The following is a 17,346-nucleotide window of genomic DNA, read 5'->3' on the forward strand; positions in this document are numbered from 1 at the left end:
GTGTGCGCTTATTACTGATCGAGGATGACGTGGCCCTCGGCGAGGGCATTCATCAGGCACTGGGGCGCGAGGGCTACACCGTCGACTGGCTCAAGGACGGCAGCAGCGCCCTGCACGCCCTGCTCAGCGAAACCTTTGATCTGGCGGTGCTCGATCTCGGCCTGCCACGCATGGACGGCCTGGAAGTACTACGCCGTCTGCGTAGCACTGGTTCTAACCTGCCGGTGCTGATCCTCACCGCCCGCGATGCCACCGAAGACCGCATTGCGGGGCTGGACGCCGGCGCCGACGATTACCTGATCAAGCCCTTTGACCTGGCCGAGCTCAAAGCCCGCCTGCGCGCCCTGCTGCGACGCAGTGCCGGACGCGCGCAGATGCTGATCGAGCACGCCGGCATCAGTCTCAACCCCGGCACCCAGCAAGTCAGCTATCTGGGGCAGCCGGTGGTGCTCACGCCCAAGGAATATCAGTTGCTGCACGAACTGCTCTCGCCGCCGGGTCGGGTCATGACCCGCGACCACCTCACACAACTGCTTTACGGCTGGAACGAAGAAGCCGAAAGCAACACCCTGGAAGTGCACATTCATCACCTGCGCAAGAAATTCTCCACCGACCTGATCCGCACCATTCGCGGCGTGGGTTATCTGGTGGAGGAGCGCCGATGACCTCGATCCGGCGCCGCACCCTGACCCTGATCATCGGCCTGATGCTCGCTGGTCTGACTGTGCTCAGCCTGTTCAACCTGCACGACAGCAACCACGAAATCGCCGAGGTCTACGACGCGCAACTGGCGCAGAACGCGCGTCTGCTGCAAGGCGTGATGCGCATGCCGTTGTCAGCGCCGGAACACACGAACCTGTATCAGGCCTTCAACTCGGCACTGGCTGAAGCCGTGCCTCGGGGCGATGGCCACCCCTACGAACGAAAACTCGCCTTTCAGGTGTGGAATCCCCAAGGCGAGGTGTTGGTACACACCGCCAGTGCACCCTCCTTCAGCACGCCGCCGATCCAGCCAGGCTTCAGCGACGTGGAGGATCTGAACAAGCGCCACTGGCGGGCGTTTGTCCTGGAAGACAAACAGAACGGTTTGCGCATCTGGGTGGGTGAACGTGGCGACGTGCGAGCGGATCTGGTTGACCGGATCGTCCGCCATACCCTGTGGCCGAACGTAATCGGCAGTCTGGTCCTTGCGGCGATGATCTGGCTGGCCATCGGCTGGGGGCTCAAGCCGCTGGCCAATATGGCGGCGACCCTGCGCGCCCGCCACAGTGGCGCTCTCGAACCGCTGCAACTGACGCCGCTGCCCAGCGAACTGGAACCGATGCAAGCCGCACTCAACCGCATGCTTGCGCAGATCCAGGAAGTGCTCGGTCGGGAACGCCGGTTCATCGCCGACGCCGCCCACGAAATGCGCACGCCGCTGGCGGTACTGCGGGTACATGCGCAAAACCTGCTGGAGGCTGGCACCGAGCAGGAACGTCGCGAGTCACTCGAATTTCTGATCGCCGGGGTGGATCGCACCAGCCGACTGGTCAATCAGCTACTGACCATGGCCCGCCTCGAACCCAAGGCCAGTGCGCCTGCCAACCAACGCATCGACCTTGGCGACACCGTGCGCAACAGTCTGGTGCAACTCACGCCATGGTTGCTGAGCAAACATCTGGAACTGGCCTTTGACGTCAGCGACCAACCTTTTCCAGCGTTCGCCGATGCTGCCACCATCGACATTGCCTTGAACAACCTCATCACCAACGCCGCCAACTTCTCCCCGGAGCAAGGCGTGATCAGCGTGCAATTGACCCGCGTCGACGGTTTTTACCATTTGGACGTTGAAGATCAGGGCCCGGGTATCGATGAAACGGACCGGGCGCGATTGTTCGAGCGGTTCTACAGCCGGGGCAACCCCGAGGGCGCGGGCCTGGGGCTGACCATCGTCAATACCATCGCCACCCGTCTGGGTGGGCGGATCACACTGCAAAACCGGGTCGAGGGAGGCCTGCGGGCGACGCTGTCGATTCCCGCCGGTTGAACAGGTCTTGGGACCGTTGAGTCAAGGCGTAACCATCCGCGACGCCTTGCTTTGCAGTGCAATTGAGTCGGCATTGGAACCCGATACTGTCTCGGGCACCGCCACCCAAAGCAGCACCAGCGCTACCAGCGCCACGGCCGCCAAGGTCAGAAACCCGGCGCTGTAACCGGCCTCTTGAACCACGATGCCCGCCAGACTGTTGCTCAATGCCGCGCCCAGTCCGAACACTGTCGAAATCGCCCCCAGACTGACGTTGAAGTGGCCGGTCCCCAGCGTCAGGTCTTTCACCACCACCGGAAACAGCGCGCCGAAAATCCCCGCGCCGATGCCATCGAGCAACTGCACCGAAACCAGCCACCACGGATCGTTCGACAGCACATACAGCACACCGCGCAACGGCAAAATTAGAAACCCCGCCAACAGCAACGGCTTGCGTCCCCACAGATCGGCCTTCGCCCCCACCAGCAGCGCGACCGGCACCATCACCAGTTGTGCCGCGACGATGCAGGCAGACGTGAGCGGTGTGGCCATCTGCAGATTGGCCTGCGCCAGTTTCTGGCTCACCAACGGCAACATCGCCGCGTTCGCCAGATGAAACAGCGCACAGCAAATCGCGAACATCAGCAGCGGCTTGTTGGTGAGCAACACGGACAAGCCCGAAGGCTGTTTGCCCTGCCCCGTTTCGCTGGGTGAAAGACCTCGGGCGAGATCGTGGTCAATCGCGTCGGCCGATACGAACGAGACGGCAATCACACTGGCCAGCGCCATGACCGCCATCAGATAAAACACCGCAACCGGACCGAACAGGTACGCCGACAGACCGGCCAACAACGCGGCGCAGGCGTTGCCGGCGTGGTTGAAGGTTTCGTTGCGCCCGGTTCTTCGCGTGAAGGCGCGCGGCCCGGTGATGCCAAGGGTGATCGCGCAAATGGCCGGCGCGAAAATCGAAGCGGCGACGGCACTGATGGCTTGCGTCACGGCCACCAGGGTAAACGACGTCACGAACGGCAGCAGCAGACAGCTTCCGGTCACCACCAGTGCGGCAATCGCGATCAACGCCCGTTTGAAGCGTGTGCTGTCGACCAGCGCGCCTGCCGGGGTCTGGGTGATGAGCGCGGCGATCCCGGCGATGGTCATGACCAGACCGATACTCGCCGGCTCCCAGTGGTGAACCGCCAGCAGGTAAATCGCCAGATAAGGACCGAGCCCGTCACGCACGTCGGCGAGGAAGAAATTCAGGCTGTCGAGGGACAGGTTATTGCGGTGATCGAGGTGAGTGGCCACGGGAAACGTCTTCGTTGTCGAGGTTCTGCGTGATGACTCAACCTCCGCAAATCGAATGACCTTTTGCCGGGCGTTTTAGTTGCATGAAACCGCTGTCTTTACTGGCCCATCAACAACTCGCGCTCGCCTTCGCAAAGCCCCACCACGTAATCCCAGACCACCCGCAACCGAACCGACTTGTGCAACTCGCGCCGCGTGCTGATCCAGTAACTGCGCTCGATGCTCTCATCCGGCAACAGCGCCACCAGATCCGGATCCGACGCGGCCATGTAGCAAGGAAGTACCGCAATCCCCAGCCCCGAGCGCGCCGCCTGCTGCTGGGCGATCACGCTGGTGCTGTGAAACACCACCCGTGGGTTGCGGCAGAAGCTGTTGAGAAACATCAGCTCCTGACTGAACAGCAGATCATCAACGTAGCCGATCCACGCGTGCCGTCCGAGATCTTCGCGACTGCGCAGCGGCGGTGAATTATCGAGATAGGCGCGGCTGGCATAGAGCGCGAGTCGGTAATCGGTGAGTTTGCGGGTGACCAGCATGTCCGCCGCCGGCCGCTCCAGGTGAATGCTGATTTCCGCCTCGCGATTGAGGATGCTGACGAAGCGCGGCACCGCCACCAGTTCCACTTCCAGCCCCGGATAGCGTTCGAACAACCCGATCATGCGGCTGGCGAGAAACATGATGCCCAGCCCTTCTGTCACACCGACGCGAATCTTGCCCAGCGGCGCCGTGGACTGGGTGATTTCTTCCTGAGCCAGCAGCGCGACATTTTCCATGGCTTCGGCATGCTTGAGCAGCGCCTCCCCCGCCGGAGTCATTTCGTACCCCTGGGCGTGCTGGACGAACAACGCGGTGCCAAGGCTTTTTTCGATGGCTTCGATATGTCGGGCGACGGTGGCGTGCGTGGTGTTCAGTCGGCGGGCGGCGGTGAGCAGGCGGCCGCTGCGCTGCAATTCGAGAAAGAACCGCAGGTCGTTCCAGTCGAACATGGCTTGTCCTTGTCGGCTATCGTCAGGGAGCGCTGTTTGAAAACGCACAGCGGCTGCGCAAAAACTAACATTCTTTTGACGAAAGCTAACAACTAGGATGACCGACAACAAAAACAATAAGCGAGGTCAGGGAATGCAGACTTCCCTCGATGAATTCGACTACATCGTGGTCGGTGCCGGGCCGGCCGGATGTTTGCTGGCCAATCGGCTGTCGGCGGATCCGCAGCAGCGCGTGCTGTTGCTGGAAGCCGGCGGGCGCGACAACTATCCGTGGATTCACATTCCCGTGGGTTACCTGTTCTGCATCGGCAACCCGCGCACCGACTGGTGCTTCAAGACCGAAGAGCAACCGAGCCTCAATGGCCGTGCGCTGAGTTATCCGCGCGGCAAGGTGCTGGGCGGCTGCTCGTCGATCAACGGCATGATCTACATGCGTGGCCAGGCCAACGACTATGACGGCTGGGCCGCCGAAGGCAATCCGGGCTGGGCCTGGAACGATGTGCTACCGCTGTTCAAACAGAGCGAAAACCATTTTGCTGGTGCGGCGGACTTTCATGGCGACAAGGGTGAGTGGCGAGTCGAACGCCAGCGCCTGTCGTGGCCGATTCTCGATGCCTTCCGCAGCGCTGCCGAACAGAGCGGCATCGCCAGCATCGACGACTTCAACCAGGGCGACAACGAGGGTTGCGGCTACTTTCAGGTCAATCAGAAGGCCGGGGTGCGCTGGAATGCGGCGAAGGCGTTTCTGAAGCCGATTCGCGATCGGGCCAATCTCACCGTGCTGACTGAAGTCGAAGTGGATCGCGTGTTGTTCGAAGACGGTCGCGCTTCGAAAGTCAGCGCCCGTTGGCAGGGTCAACAAAAGAACTTCAAGGCGCGCAAGGAGATCGTGTTGTGCGCCGGCTCCGTGGGCTCGCCGAGCATTCTGCAACGCTCCGGAATCGGGCCGCGCCCGCTGCTGGAAAAGCTCGGCATCGGCGTGGTGCATGAATTGCCGGGCGTCGGCGGCAACCTGCAGGATCACCTGCAACTGCGGCTTATCTACCAACTGGAGAACGCCCGCACCCTCAATCAGATCGCCGGCAGCGTGTGGGGCAAGATGGGCATGGGCCTGCGTTACCTGTACGACCGCAGCGGGCCGTTGTCGATGGCCCCGAGTCAGCTGGGTGCGTTTGCCCGTTCCGGGCCTGAGCAGACCTCGGCCAACCTCGAATATCACGTGCAGCCGCTGTCGCTGGAGCGCTTTGGCGAACCGCTGCACAGCTTCCCAGCATTCACCGCGTCGGTGTGTGATTTACGGCCGCAGAGCCGGGGTCGGGTCGAGATCCGTTCCGCCGATCCACAAACCGCGCCGCTGATTCAACCCAATTACCTCAGCCATCCCGAAGACCTGCGCGTGGCCGCCGATGCGATTCGCCTGACCCGGCGCATCGTCAGCGCCCCCGCCCTGCAAGCCTTCAACCCGGTGGAATACCTGCCCGGCGCCAGCCTGCAAACCGAAGAACAACTGCACGAAGCGGCGGCGAAGATCGGCACGACGATTTTCCACCCGGTCGGCACTTGCCGCATGGGCAACGACGCGGACGCCGTGGTCGATGCGCAGTTGCGCGTGCACGGCGTACCGGGGCTGCGGATTGCCGATGCGTCGATCATGCCGCGCATTACCTCGGGCAACACCTGTTCGCCTACGCTGATGATTGCCGAGAAGGCGGCACAGCTGATCCTCAACCCTGCAACTGTAAGTACAACCCCTGTGGGAGCTGGCTTGCCAGCGATGACGGAGTGACATTCAACAATCATGTCGGCTGATTAACCGCCATCGCCAGCAGGCTGGCTCCCACAAGGGGCCCTATTTGATTCAAGGACATCGCGCATCACCCGGACACGCAACACCAGTGGAAACAACAAAAACAATCACTGTGAGGGATACCGATATGTCAGAACACGTTCAGTCTCTGGATGCCGTGCGCAGCGCGGACGCCAGCCCCGATACCCGAAAGGTCATCTTCGCCTCGTCCCTGGGGACGGTGTTCGAGTGGTATGACTTCTTCCTCTACGGCGCCCTGGCGGCGGTCATCAGCAAGCAATTTTTCGCCGGGGTCAACGACACCACCGCATTCATCTTTGCGCTGATGGCATTTGCCGCAGGCTTCATCGTGCGGCCGTTCGGGGCGCTGGTGTTTGGTCGGTTGGGGGACATGATCGGGCGCAAATACACCTTCCTCGCAACCATCATCCTGATGGGCGTGGCGACGTTCGCCGTGGGCCTGCTGCCGACCTACGCCAGCATCGGCATCGCCGCACCGATCATTCTGGTGATACTGCGCATGCTTCAGGGCCTTGCCCTCGGCGGCGAGTACGGCGGCGCCGCGACTTACGTGGCCGAACACGCGCCGATCGGCAAGCGCGGGTTCCACACCAGCTGGATTCAGTCCACCGCGACCCTTGGCTTGCTGCTGTCGCTGCTGGTGGTGCTCGGTTGCCGCTACTTCACCGGCGATCAATTCGAAGTCTGGGGTTGGCGCATTCCGTTCCTGTTGTCGATCGTGCTGCTGGGCATTTCCACCTGGATTCGCCTGAGTCTGCACGAATCGCCGGCCTATCTGAAAATGAAAGAAGAAGGCAAGGCCAGCAAGGCGCCGATCCGCGAGTCCTTCGGCAAATGGGAAAACCTCAAAGTCGTGCTGATCGCCCTGTTCAGCATCAACGCCGGGCAAGCGGTGACCTTCTACGCGGCGCAGTTTTACGTGCTGTTCTTCCTCACCCAGTTCTTGAAAATGGACCCGGCGGTGGCCAACAGCCTGCTGATCATCAGCGTGGTGATCGGCGCGCCGTTCTTCATCATTTTCGGCTGGCTGTCGGACAAGGTCGGGCGCAAACCGGTGCTGATGCTTGGCTTGCTGCTGGCCACCGCGCTGTACTTCCCGATCTTCAAATCCCTGGCCCACTACGCCAACCCGGCCATCGACCACGCCAGCCGACAGGCACCGATCACCGTGGTGGCCGACCCGGCGACCTGCACCTTCCAGTTCGATCCGGTGGGCAAGGCCAAATTCGACAGCCCGTGCGACAAGGTCAAGACCTTCCTGGTCAAGCAAGGCCTGCCCTACTCCAGCGTCGCCGCGCCGGCGGGCAGCACGGTGCAAGTGAGCGTCGGCGATGTGAAACTCGACGGCTTCGACGAAGCCGCCCTGCGCGGCGCCATCACTCTGGCCGGCTACCCGCAACAGGCCGACATGCAGCAGATCAACAAACCGATGATCGTGGCCCTGATCGTCGGCCTGATCATCATCTCGGCCATGTGCTACGGCCCGCTCGCCGCGCTGATGGTCGAACTGTTCCCGACCCGCATCCGCTACACCTCGATGTCCCTGCCGTACCACATCGGTAACGGCTGGTTCGGCGGTTTCCTGCCGACCGTGTCGTTTGCGCTGGTGGTGTACACCGGGGATATTTTTTACGGGCTGTGGTACCCGGTGCTGATTACCGGAGTGAGCCTGGTGGTGGGGATGATCTGTCTGCGTGAGACGAAGAATATCGATCTGGACAAGAACTGATTGATATTCGTGTGGCGGGGGCGCAATGCCCTCGCCACCCTGCTGGATCTCAAACCTCCGCCTCCAGCAACTCAAACTTCACCTGATCGGGATAAAACGCCACGTAGTCCTTGATCTGGCTGACCGAAATCTTTGGATTTTCGTACGTCCATACCGCGTTCGCGCCCTCATGTCCCGGCACTTGCAGACTGAAATAGTTGGCATCGCCCTTGTACGGGCAGTAGGTGGTGTGGTCGGTGCGGGCGAAGTATTTTTCGTCGATATCCTCGCGCGGGATGTAGTAGACCGGCGGGTAATTGGCTTCGAGCAGCACCAGGGCTCGGGCCGAGGCGGCGACCTGTATGCCGTGGAATTTTACCAGCAGGCAGCCAGGCTGCTCGGCGACGGTGATGACGGGACTGGGACCGGACGTTTTCATCGGTTTCTCCTGACGGCGGCGAAGGCACCGGTTCAGGTATAACCCATGTGGGGGAATCTCGTCGGATCCGCAGCCGAACGGTTTTTTCTCCGATCAGCAACAACCGTCACTTGCGAAGGCGGCGGTTTCTGTTTTCATATCACGCGCAAAACGACCAAGACGCCCACCGACAGGAGTCATCATGCGCAAGGATTACCTGGCTTTTTTCATCTCGCTGTTCCTGTCACGGCTGGCGGATCAGATCCTGTTGTTCATCGTGCCGCTTGTGGTGTTCCAGACCACCAACAGCGCGTCCTGGGCGGGGCTTGCATTCTTCGTCGAGTCGCTGCCGCGTTTTCTCGCGTTTCCGCTATGCGGAGCCCTGTGCGACAAGTTCTCGCCCATCAGGATCCTGCACATCAGTCAGGTCTACCGCGCGCTGCTTTGCGTATTGGCAGTAGGGCTTTATGCCGTCTTCGGCGGTATCGCGTGGCTGGTGGTGCTGTCGGCGCTATGCGGCGTGCTGACGACTCAGGGCATCATGGCCCGCGAAGTGCTGATGCCGCGTATTTTCCAGCACTATAGCTACACCAAAACCCTTTCCTACTCGCAGATAGCCGACCAGACCGGGCTGGTTCTGGGGCCCTTGGTGGCGGCATTGCTGCTCGAAGTGTCGGCCTGGCACTGGGTGCTGCTGTGGGTGGCCGGGCTGTTCCTGCTCGCCGACCTGAGCATGCGGGTGTGGCAACGTTTCAGCCGTATCACTCTGGAGGTGTTCGAGCAGCATCAGGACATCTGGCTGCAGCCTCTGCGCATCGCTTTCAGGCATATCCGTGAACTGGCGGAGCTGAAAAAGATCATCACCCTGGCGATCGGGGTCAACCTGATTGTCGGGGTCACCCTGGCCACTTCGGCGGCCATGGTGCTCGGTCAATACAGCGCCGGCAAGGACGACTACGCCGTGCTGCAAGCGGCTGGCGCGGTGACCACCATCGTGATTCTGTTTTTCCTCGCCCGGGTGGTATTGCCGTTACGCGTATTGGGTGGCGTTGCCTATTCGATGCTCGCCGCCGGCGCCTTCATCAGCGCCCTGAGCCCGAACCTGGCGGGTTATGTGCTGGGTTTCCTGTTGATCGTCGGCTTCGACAAGATGTTCAACGTTTACATGCGCAGCATTCGCCAGCGAGTGATTCCCCCTCAGGACTTCGGCAAGACCGTGGGCGTGATCACCCTGCTCAACAACTTGTCACAACCGCTCGCGGGACTGCTTGTTGCGCTGCTCGCCGCGCCTTTGGGGGCACAACGTGTGATCCTGATCCTGGCTGTGCTGGCGACGCTGCTGGGCGTTGCGGCTCTCTGGTGGTTTGCCAGAGTACGTAATACACCCGCCGCTTCGATCCTCGAAACCGAGCAGTAACCGATTTCAATGTCGTAGAGCGATGTCCGAAAACAAAAAAAACCGCAGCCTGCGAAGGACTGCGGTTTTTTTCGTTTCAGATCACGCGACAATATCGGTCGCCACAGCCTGCCCCACCACACCCACGGCGAAGTCCACCGAACCCTGGCCTGTGAGGTCAATCATCAGGCTGGTCTGGTTGGTCTGTTCGAAGTAAGTGAGGATCGCGTCCCCGGCATGCCCTGTGAAGCCGCTGACGAAGTTCAGTGTGGCTGCGCCGGTGGCGAACCCGGCGATGCCTGACAGGTCGATCTTGTCCAGGCCGCCGGTGAAATCCATGATCCAGTCCGGCGCGGTCATGGTCGAGTCGCTGGCCGCGCCGAACACGAAGGTGTCTGCGCCTTCACCGCCCCACAGCGAATCACCGCCGCCACCGCCGTAAATGATGTCGTTGCCGGCACCGCCGATCAGGTCGTTGGCCGCTGCGTTGCCGATCAGCAGGTCATTGCCCGAACCGCCAATGGCGTTTTCCACGGTCACGCCGTGAGCGATGGACACGTTGCCCACCAGACCGCCGACATCGGAGAACGACCCTTCGTTAAGGTTGATCTTCTGGTTCTGGCTGAAGCCGGAGAAATCCAGCGTGTCATTGCCGCCGCCGTCCCACACCGAGAACACCACTTTGGAAGTGTTCGAGGTGGCGCTGTAGAAGTCGCGATCGGCGTTCGAGTTGAAGCCGTACACGGTGTTGTCGGCACGGGTTTCGAAGTTGGCGCCGTAGAGTTTCTGCACCGCGACGATGTCGTCCATCAACGGTGCCGAGGCGTAGGCACCGCTGCCGTCCTTGCTGAAGTTCTGGTCGGTGTTGGCTTCGCTCCAGTAGCTCATCAGGCTGTAGCCGCGGGTGTCTTCGGCGTATTTGGCGTCGCCGTAGGTCGGGTTGCCGTTGCCGGCGTTGTAGGCGCCCGGGTGCGACAGGCCGAGGGTGTGGCCGATTTCGTGGGTCAGTGTCTGGCGCCCGTAGTTGTTGGTGTCCGGGGTCTTGTTGACCTGGTACTGATCGTTGATCAGGTACCACGATTGACCGTCGTAGCTGCTGCCCTGCGGCAGGTAGGCGAACGCCGCGCCGCCGGTGCTGACATCGTAGTTGCCGAAGGTCATGTGGCCGTCACCGCCCTTGCCTTCGGTGAAGGTCACGTTGGCCACGTCGGACCACGATTGCATCGCCAGCACGGCCTGGGCCTTTTGCTGGGCGCTGAACTCGCTGAAGTTACCGAGTTTCGGGTTGTAGTTCGACGGTTTGTCGGTCAGGAAGGTGTAGGTCAGATCAATCTTGCCGTCGGCATTCTTGTCCTGCCACGACATGCCCTTGCGCAGGATTTCGTCGGCAGCCTGGTCGGCGGTGAACGATGGTTTGCCGTTGACGGTCCCGGTGCCGCGATCGTACAGGTGGCTGAAGGTGTCGACGGCGGTGAAGGCGCTGCTGGCCTGGGAGGAAGGTTGAGACATGGTGTACGTCCTTGTTTCTGAAGAGTCAGTGTCAGACAGAAAAACGGCGATCTTCTGGCGAGATCGTCCTGTCACTCGCCCTGTTAGGCAGATTTAACCTGCCACAGCCGCCAACGGGGGGCTAATCAATTTCTCGATAGCGTCCCGGATTGCCCTGGCGACGGCTGTCATGACCGGCAATCTTTTTATCTGTATATCCATACAGATAAAAGTTGCCCGTTCACCCGAGTCAGGCCATTCTGTGCGCCTCTTCGGGCAATGATCGACGACGGTGGTTATGCGGCTGTACCTCTGTGAAAAACCTTCCCAGGCCAAGGACATTGCGGCCGTGCTCGGCGCAAAGCGTCGGGGCGACGGCTGCTGGCTGGGAACGGACGTCACGGTGACCTGGTGCATCGGCCACTTGCTGGAAACCGCGCCGCCGGACGCCTACGACGCCAAATACAAGCGCTGGGTGCTGGCGGACCTGCCGATCATCCCGGACAAATGGAAAATGACCGTCAAGCCGCGTACCGCCAGTCAGTACAAGGCGGTCAAGCGCCTGCTCGGCGAGGCCAGCGAACTGATCATCGCCACCGACGCCGACCGTGAGGGCGAGATGATCGCCCGGGAGCTGGTGGAGCATTGCCGCTATCGCGGGCCGATCCGCCGCTTGTGGCTGTCGGCGCTGGATGAAGCCTCGATCCGCAAGGCGTTGGCAGCGCTCAAACCGGGCGCTGAAACCTTCAGCCTGTATCACTCGGCACTGGGGCGCTCGCGGGCGGACTGGCTGATCGGGATGAACATGAGTCGCCTGTTCACCCTGCTCGGCCGGCAATCGGGCTATCAAGGCGTGTTGCCGGTGGGCCGGGTACAGACGCCGACCTTGCGACTGGTGGTGGATCGCGACCGCAGCATTGCCGATTTCGTGCCGGTCGCGTACTGGGCCATCGACGTGCAACTGCTGCACAACGGCACGCCGTTCACGGCGCAGTGGCGTGCGCCGGGCGATGCCTGTGACGATCAGGACCGTTGTCTCAATCAGGCCCTCGCCCAGCAAGCGGCCGCCGCCATCGGCAGCGCCGCCAGCGCCCGGGTGGTCAAGCTGCGCACCGAACGCATGCGCGAAGTGGCACCCCTGCCCTTCGACCTCGGCACCTTGCAGGAAGTCTGCTCGAAGAAGCTCGGCCTCGGTGCCCAGGAAACCCTCGATATCGCCCAGGCGCTTTACGAAACCTACAAGGTCATCACCTACCCGCGCAGCGATTGCGGCTATCTGCCCCTGAGCCAGCACAGCGAGGCGCCAGGGATTCTTGCGGCGTTGCGTCAGGCCGATCCGAGCCTCGAAGCGCTGCGCGAGCATCTGGAGCCACAGCGCCGCTCCCGCGCCTGGAACGACGCCAAGGTCAGCGCCCACCACGGCATCATTCCGACCGCTGCCGCGAAAAACCTGGAGCGTCTGACCGGCAAGCACCGCGCGGTCTACACGCTGGTTCGCGCACGGTATCTGGCTCAGTTCCTGCCCAATCACGAATACGACCGCACCCAGGCCGATTTCGATTGCGCCGGGGAAGCCTTGCGCGCGGTCGGCAAGCAGATCATCGAGCCGGGCTGGAAACGCGCGTTGCCCGAAGCGCTGGCCCCGGCCAGGGGGCGTGAAGCCCCCGCGCCACAGACGCTACCGACACTGACCCAAGGCGCCGAGTGCGCCGTGGCGGACGTGAAGCTCAAGGACCTTTGGACGCAACCGCCCAAGCCCTACACCGAAGGCGACCTGATCAAGGCCATGAAGAACGTCGCCAAACTGGTGGAAGATCCGCTGCTCAAGCAGAAACTCAAGGACACCACCGGCATCGGCACCGAGGCCACCCGCGCCTCGATCATTCAAGGGTTGCTGGATCGCGGTTATCTGGTGAAGAACGGCAAGGCGCTGTCCGCCACGCCCGCTGCCTTCAGCCTGATCGACGCCGTGCCGCGGGCGATTGCCGACCCCGGCACCACAGCGATCTGGGAACAGGCGCTGGACATGGTGCAGAGCGGCGAGATGAGTCTGGAGGAATTCGTCACCAAACAGGCCGCGTGGATGAGCAAGCAAGTGACCCGTTGCGCCGGGCTAAGCCTGACCATCAGCGGCCCGCCACCTGCCGGCAAAGCCGCTGCGCCATGGAAGAACAAACGCAAGACCACTCGGCGCAAAACCACCGGAACCGGCAAACGCTCGGCGAAACCGGCGGCCAAATAGCCCGCTGCGCGCTACTGTTTCAACAGTGATGGTCAGGAGGCTGCGGCATGTCTGTCATCGAACTGCGCGTCGCCCGGCGCGACGAACTGGACACCCTCGAAAACCTGATGCAGTTCTATACCTATGATTTCAGCGAGTGGCTGCCGCTGAAGCTCGGCGGGCATGGTTTCTTCCCGATCCAGTTGAAGGAAGATTACTGGCGCCAGCCGGCGACCCGGCCATTCCTGATCCACGTCGACGGCGAACTGGCGGGGTTCGTGACTGTGGATGACCACCTCCTCATTGAAGGCGCCGACTACAACATCGGCTACTTCTTCGTCAGCCGACGCTGGCGTGGCCAAGGCGTCGCGCAGTTTGTCGCCTCTGCCCTCTTGAGCCACCTGCCCGGTCGATGGCAGATTTTCCACGTCGACGCCAACCTGCCTGCACAGCGGTTCTGGGCCCGGCTCATCCCCGAGCTGAGCGGCGGCGACTTTACCCGCCAGACAAAAAACGTGGACGGCTATCCCTGCACGTTCTACTGCCTGCGCAGCCTTACTCCCACTGCCTGAAGCCCCCCTTTTTTCATTCCAGAATGACTTTGTCCGACAATATGTAGTGACCAAAAATAATCACTACAAAACCGTTGACGGCATCGTTTTGCTTTTGCATGATGCAGACGTCTCCCCGATCGGGAGCACTGGCAACACGCTTGAGCAAGCTCGTCTGACCGCCGAGCTGTTTTTTCCGGATACACGCTGCCCACAAGGCAGATTGAAGAAGCTGACCTGGCCTGAACGTCCAGTACAAGGACGAGAAGCGCTGGCGAAAATTCTCAAGACGCTTGTGGTCGACCCTGAAAACGTCGTCAAGGAGCCTCCCGGTTTTCGCTGCTTCTCCTCGTTGTGACGCTTTTGCGTAGCAGTTATTCAACACGACTACATGCAACAGACGCATGACCCCGTACTTCACACGGGCGACCGCTGACGTCCTGGTTTCGGTGCCAGGGATCAACTAACCGATGGGCTACCTGTATTAGCGAATCAACTTTGAAAGATCACCAGACTGGTCAAGGGGCAATATCATGAATCTGAACAATCAACCTACTATCGAAGAACTGGCTCGTATGTTCGCTGCGCAAAAAGACAGCCACGACAGCCATATTCTGTGGATCAGCAAGTCGGGTCAGGTCCATATCGACTGCCTGTCGCCCCATGCTGGTGAAGAAGAGTTCGACCGGAACAACCAGAACCTGCTGGCCCGCCTGAAGATGTACCGCCGCGGCCACGGCTATGTCGGCAAGAAAGCCGCGGCCGACAAGGACTTCATCGGTAATGTTCTGCAAACGCTGAAACAAGCGTGGGACTCGATGCAGAACAAGAACGAAGTTCGGGTGATTGATCGGTTCTGCTAAGTTAAAACTTCAATAAAACAAGAGCCTGCTTCGAAGACGAAGCAGGCTCTTTTTATTGCTCGCAAAAAAAGCTCATGAACGAGTTTCCAGCACCAACTTCATAAACGCCTCAGCCGCCGCACTGTGATAGTTGTTCTTGCGCCGCAACAACGCCGCTCCCCGCTGCGGCGCTTCGCTCTCGACCCGCAATCTGTGCAACGCCCGGTCCTCGGTCGCAATCGCCTCGGGCAGCATGGTCGCAATCGGCGCATGCCGGATCACTTCCAGCAACGTGCTCACCGAATTCACCTCGATCTGCACCTTGGGGGTGATGCCGTTCTGGCGGAAGTATTCATCGATCGACAGGCGCGTGAAAAAATCAGGCGCCAGCAAGGCGAAATCCAGCTGCGCGATGTCCTCCGGCGTCAGCACAGAAGCACTGTCATACAACGGATGTTCACGCCCGACCATCACCCCCAACGTCTCGACAAACGCCGGAATGCACTCAATGTCCGGATTACGCACCGGCGTGAAGGCAATCGCAATATCCAGCGAGTCATCCGCCAACCCGGCCTCGATGTCATCCATCGACAACTCGAAAATCTCCAGGTGAATCCCCGGATACCGCGCCACGTAGTCGCGCACCAACGGCCCGACCAGGTACGCCATGAACGTCGGCGTCATGGCCAGGCGCAGCGAGCCTCGGGACAGATCCTTCACGTCATGCAACGCGCGCTTGCCCGCCTCCAGCTCCACCAGCACCCGTCGCGCGCACTCGATATAGGCCTGTCCGGCGTCCGTAGGTTTGACCGAGCGCGAGGTGCGATCAAACAGATCGACACCGAGGCTTTCTTCCAGTTGGCGGATCTGTTGCGACAAGGTCGGCTGCGACACATGCAACGCCTCGGCAGCCCGGGTAAAGCCGCCGTGATCGGCCACGGCCAGCAGGTATCGCAAATGTCGCAGCAGCATGGAACGCTCCATCTATAGGCATTACTTATGCTTGGCATTGTATATCGGTCTTGGACGCTATGGATCAATCGGCAGAAGATGAATCCACACAGCAAGCCAACCCCGAAAGGAAAAGCACCATGCAATCCCAAGCCTACAACGACAGCCGCATCGCCCTGACCACCCGCGCCCTGGATGCCAAGGCACAGAAAAACCTGTCGTGGCAGGATCTGGCCGACGACACCGGCCTGAGTCTGGCCTACGTCACCGCCGCCCTCCTCGGCCAGCATCCACTGCCCAAAGCCGCGGCCGAATTGGTTGGCGACAAGCTTGAGCTGAGCGCCGAAGACGTCGCCGCCCTGCAAATCATCCCGCTGCGCGGCAGCCTCGACGGTGTGCCGACCGACCCGACCATTTACCGCTTCCACGAGATGATCCAGATCTACGGCACCACCCTGAAGGCACTGGTTCACGAGCAGTTCGGCGACGGCATCATCAGCGCGATCAACTTCAAGCTCGACATCAAGAAAGTCGAAGACCCTGAAGGCGGTTCCCGCGCCGTTGTCACCCTCGACGGCAAGTTCCTCCCGCTGCGTCCGTTCTGATCCCTCCCGGGCCCGCACCCCGCGTGCGGGCCCCTCCAAACCTGATTTGCCAAGTCATCACCACATCTGTCTGGAGGCTGCCCCATGCAAAAAATTCTGTTGACCCTGGCCCTGCTCGCCGGCCTTGCTGCCCAGGCCCAGGCTGATGAAGAGGCCGTCGCCTACCGCTACGGCATGTCGCTGGACATCGCGCAGGTCGTGAGCATCACCCCGGTCGCCGACGTCTGCGGCGTGGTGCCGGTCGAAATGACTTACCTCGACAGCCACGGCGCAAAACACATTCTTCAATACAGCGAATTCGGCACCGGCTGTTCGAACTGAGAGGACACACCATGAAAAACCTGATCGAAGGCTTCCTGAAGTTCCAGAACGAAGCGTTTCCACAACGCACCGAACTGTTCAAACACCTGGCGACTACCCAAACCCCGGGCACGCTGTTTATCACTTGCTCCGACAGCCGCGTCGTCCCGGAACTGCTGACCCAGCAAGAACCCGGTGAGCTGTTCGTGATCCGCAACGCCGGCAATATCGTGCCGTCCTACAGCCCGCATCCGGGCGGGGTTTCGGCGACGGTGGAATACGCGGTGGCCGTGCTCGGCGTAACCGACATCGTGATCTGCGGCCACTCCGATTGCGGCGCCATGACCGCCATCGCCCAGTGCAAATGCATGGATCACCTGCCCGCCGTCAGCGGCTGGCTGCAACACGCCGAGTCGGCGAAAGTGGTCAACGAATCGCGGCCACACGCCAATGACGCCGCCAGGCTGAGTTCGATGGTGCGGGAAAACGTGATCGCGCAACTGGCGAATATCCAGACTCACCCGAGCGTGCGCCTGGCTCAGGAGAAAGGCCTGCTGAATCTGCATGGCTGGGTGTACGACATCGAGACCGGTTCGATCGACGCGCTGAGTGCCGACCGTCGCACCTTCGTCTCGCTGGCCGAGCAACCGTCGACGTGCGCGGTCTACGGTCAGGCAGTCGATGCGGCTTGAAAACACAACGCCGCGCCCGTCATTGCGACGGGCGCGGCGTTGTTCTG

At 61.2% G+C, this 17,346-nt stretch carries 17 protein-coding genes; 11 read left to right on the top strand and 6 right to left on the bottom strand.

The window, feature by feature from the left end; all coding sequences use genetic code 11:
* The first annotated feature begins 2 nt into the window (after positions 1–2).
* Both PDR5_RS17215 and PDR5_RS17220 read left to right on the top strand, forming a co-directional pair.
* The gene (locus tag PDR5_RS17215) at positions 3–665 is read left to right on the top strand and encodes a response regulator (protein WP_064597443.1); all 663 of its coding nucleotides are present in this window, start codon (positions 3–5) and stop codon (positions 663–665) included.
* The gene (locus tag PDR5_RS17220; protein ID WP_064597446.1) at positions 662–2,029 is read left to right on the top strand and encodes an ATP-binding protein; all 1,368 of its coding nucleotides are present in this window, start codon (positions 662–664) and stop codon (positions 2,027–2,029) included. The genes PDR5_RS17215 and PDR5_RS17220 overlap by 4 nt, the downstream gene beginning before the upstream one ends.
* A gap of 21 nt (positions 2,030–2,050) precedes the next feature.
* Here PDR5_RS17220 and PDR5_RS17225 read toward each other — a convergent pair whose 3' ends face one another.
* Positions 2,051–3,313 carry an MFS transporter gene (locus tag PDR5_RS17225; RefSeq protein WP_064597448.1) on the bottom strand — a complete coding sequence of 421 codons (1,263 nt, stop codon included), beginning with the start codon at positions 3,311–3,313 and terminating at the stop codon, positions 2,051–2,053.
* A gap of 98 nt (positions 3,314–3,411) precedes the next feature.
* Positions 3,412–4,299 carry a LysR family transcriptional regulator gene (locus PDR5_RS17230; RefSeq protein ID WP_064597450.1) on the bottom strand — a complete coding sequence of 296 codons (888 nt, stop codon included), beginning with the start codon at positions 4,297–4,299 and terminating at the stop codon, positions 3,412–3,414.
* A gap of 133 nt (positions 4,300–4,432) precedes the next feature.
* Here PDR5_RS17230 and PDR5_RS17235 point away from each other — a divergent pair, with 133 nt between their 5' ends.
* Positions 4,433–6,085, top strand: a complete 1,653-nt coding sequence (locus PDR5_RS17235) for a GMC family oxidoreductase (protein WP_064597452.1) — start codon at positions 4,433–4,435, stop codon at positions 6,083–6,085.
* A 148-nt stretch (positions 6,086–6,233) separates the two neighbouring features.
* Positions 6,234–7,856 (top strand): MFS transporter, encoded by a 1,623-nt coding sequence (locus tag PDR5_RS17240; protein ID WP_064597454.1) that lies wholly within the window; start codon positions 6,234–6,236, stop codon positions 7,854–7,856.
* 49 nt (positions 7,857–7,905) lie between these two features.
* Here the strand turns inward: PDR5_RS17240 and PDR5_RS17245 are convergent, their stop codons facing one another.
* Positions 7,906–8,274, bottom strand: a complete 369-nt coding sequence (locus tag PDR5_RS17245) for a DUF427 domain-containing protein (RefSeq protein WP_064597456.1) — start codon at positions 8,272–8,274, stop codon at positions 7,906–7,908.
* A gap of 181 nt (positions 8,275–8,455) precedes the next feature.
* Here PDR5_RS17245 and PDR5_RS17250 point away from each other — a divergent pair, with 181 nt between their 5' ends.
* Positions 8,456–9,670 (top strand): MFS transporter, encoded by a 1,215-nt coding sequence (locus PDR5_RS17250; protein ID WP_064597459.1) that lies wholly within the window; start codon positions 8,456–8,458, stop codon positions 9,668–9,670.
* An 81-nt stretch (positions 9,671–9,751) separates the two neighbouring features.
* Here PDR5_RS17250 and PDR5_RS17255 read toward each other — a convergent pair whose 3' ends face one another.
* The gene (locus tag PDR5_RS17255; RefSeq protein ID WP_064597461.1) at positions 9,752–11,158 is read right to left on the bottom strand and encodes a serralysin family metalloprotease; all 1,407 of its coding nucleotides are present in this window, start codon (positions 11,156–11,158) and stop codon (positions 9,752–9,754) included.
* Between the two features lie 277 nt (positions 11,159–11,435).
* Between PDR5_RS17255 and PDR5_RS17260 the strand changes: the two genes are divergently transcribed.
* Together PDR5_RS17260 and PDR5_RS17265 are read left to right on the top strand one after the other, a co-directional pair.
* Positions 11,436–13,379, top strand: a complete 1,944-nt coding sequence (locus tag PDR5_RS17260; protein ID WP_064597463.1) for a DNA topoisomerase III — start codon at positions 11,436–11,438, stop codon at positions 13,377–13,379.
* A 47-nt stretch (positions 13,380–13,426) separates the two neighbouring features.
* Positions 13,427–13,930, top strand: a complete 504-nt coding sequence (locus tag PDR5_RS17265; protein WP_064597464.1) for a GNAT family N-acetyltransferase — start codon at positions 13,427–13,429, stop codon at positions 13,928–13,930.
* 13 nt (positions 13,931–13,943) lie between these two features.
* Here PDR5_RS17265 and PDR5_RS17270 read toward each other — a convergent pair whose 3' ends face one another.
* Positions 13,944–14,315 (bottom strand): hypothetical protein, encoded by a 372-nt coding sequence (locus tag PDR5_RS17270; protein WP_064597467.1) that lies wholly within the window; start codon positions 14,313–14,315, stop codon positions 13,944–13,946.
* A 127-nt stretch (positions 14,316–14,442) separates the two neighbouring features.
* On the opposite strand from PDR5_RS17270, the gene PDR5_RS17275 reads away from it, so the two are divergent.
* Positions 14,443–14,772, top strand: a complete 330-nt coding sequence (locus tag PDR5_RS17275; protein WP_047293552.1) for a hypothetical protein — start codon at positions 14,443–14,445, stop codon at positions 14,770–14,772.
* A 72-nt stretch (positions 14,773–14,844) separates the two neighbouring features.
* Here the strand turns inward: PDR5_RS17275 and cynR are convergent, their stop codons facing one another.
* Positions 14,845–15,723, bottom strand: a complete 879-nt coding sequence (gene cynR / locus PDR5_RS17280; protein ID WP_064597469.1) for a transcriptional regulator CynR — start codon at positions 15,721–15,723, stop codon at positions 14,845–14,847.
* 119 nt (positions 15,724–15,842) lie between these two features.
* Here cynR and cynS point away from each other — a divergent pair, with 119 nt between their 5' ends.
* The 3 genes from cynS to PDR5_RS17295 all read left to right on the top strand — a co-directional run bounded on the left by cynS (position 15,843) and on the right by PDR5_RS17295 (position 17,299).
* A complete protein-coding gene (gene cynS / locus PDR5_RS17285) occupies positions 15,843–16,307 on the top strand; it encodes a cyanase (protein ID WP_064597470.1) in 465 nt (154 codons plus the stop codon).
* Between the two features lie 84 nt (positions 16,308–16,391).
* The gene (locus PDR5_RS17290; RefSeq protein ID WP_064597472.1) at positions 16,392–16,628 is read left to right on the top strand and encodes a DUF2790 domain-containing protein; all 237 of its coding nucleotides are present in this window, start codon (positions 16,392–16,394) and stop codon (positions 16,626–16,628) included.
* A gap of 11 nt (positions 16,629–16,639) precedes the next feature.
* Positions 16,640–17,299 (top strand): carbonic anhydrase, encoded by a 660-nt coding sequence (locus PDR5_RS17295; protein ID WP_039767103.1) that lies wholly within the window; start codon positions 16,640–16,642, stop codon positions 17,297–17,299.
* Positions 17,300–17,346 lie beyond the last annotated feature (47 nt).

Origin of the sequence: Pseudomonas sp. DR 5-09 (assembly GCF_001655595.1) — a bacterium.
Classification (GTDB): domain Bacteria; phylum Pseudomonadota; class Gammaproteobacteria; order Pseudomonadales; family Pseudomonadaceae; genus Aquipseudomonas; species Aquipseudomonas pharyngis.

What these genes read in the sequence shown, in the direction of transcription:
- cynS (WP_064597470.1), top strand. Translation starts at nt 15,843, where the DNA reads ATGCAATCCCAAGCCTACAACGACAGCCGCATCGCCCTGACCACCCGC.
- PDR5_RS17265 (WP_064597464.1), top strand. Translation starts at nt 13,427, where the DNA reads ATGTCTGTCATCGAACTGCGCGTCGCCCGGCGCGACGAACTGGACACC.
- PDR5_RS17240 (WP_064597454.1), top strand. Translation starts at nt 6,234, where the DNA reads ATGTCAGAACACGTTCAGTCTCTGGATGCCGTGCGCAGCGCGGACGCC.
- PDR5_RS17260 (WP_064597463.1), top strand. Translation starts at nt 11,436, where the DNA reads ATGCGGCTGTACCTCTGTGAAAAACCTTCCCAGGCCAAGGACATTGCG.
- PDR5_RS17295 (WP_039767103.1), top strand. Translation starts at nt 16,640, where the DNA reads ATGAAAAACCTGATCGAAGGCTTCCTGAAGTTCCAGAACGAAGCGTTT.
- PDR5_RS17235 (WP_064597452.1), top strand. Translation starts at nt 4,433, where the DNA reads ATGCAGACTTCCCTCGATGAATTCGACTACATCGTGGTCGGTGCCGGG.
- PDR5_RS17270 (WP_064597467.1), bottom strand. Translation starts at nt 14,315, where the DNA reads ATGCGTCTGTTGCATGTAGTCGTGTTGAATAACTGCTACGCAAAAGCG.
- PDR5_RS17290 (WP_064597472.1), top strand. Translation starts at nt 16,392, where the DNA reads ATGCAAAAAATTCTGTTGACCCTGGCCCTGCTCGCCGGCCTTGCTGCC.
- PDR5_RS17255 (WP_064597461.1), bottom strand. Translation starts at nt 11,158, where the DNA reads ATGTCTCAACCTTCCTCCCAGGCCAGCAGCGCCTTCACCGCCGTCGAC.
- PDR5_RS17245 (WP_064597456.1), bottom strand. Translation starts at nt 8,274, where the DNA reads ATGAAAACGTCCGGTCCCAGTCCCGTCATCACCGTCGCCGAGCAGCCT.
- PDR5_RS17220 (WP_064597446.1), top strand. Translation starts at nt 662, where the DNA reads ATGACCTCGATCCGGCGCCGCACCCTGACCCTGATCATCGGCCTGATG.
- cynR (WP_064597469.1), bottom strand. Translation starts at nt 15,723, where the DNA reads ATGCTGCTGCGACATTTGCGATACCTGCTGGCCGTGGCCGATCACGGC.
- PDR5_RS17250 (WP_064597459.1), top strand. Translation starts at nt 8,456, where the DNA reads ATGCGCAAGGATTACCTGGCTTTTTTCATCTCGCTGTTCCTGTCACGG.
- PDR5_RS17275 (WP_047293552.1), top strand. Translation starts at nt 14,443, where the DNA reads ATGAATCTGAACAATCAACCTACTATCGAAGAACTGGCTCGTATGTTC.
- PDR5_RS17230 (WP_064597450.1), bottom strand. Translation starts at nt 4,299, where the DNA reads ATGTTCGACTGGAACGACCTGCGGTTCTTTCTCGAATTGCAGCGCAGC.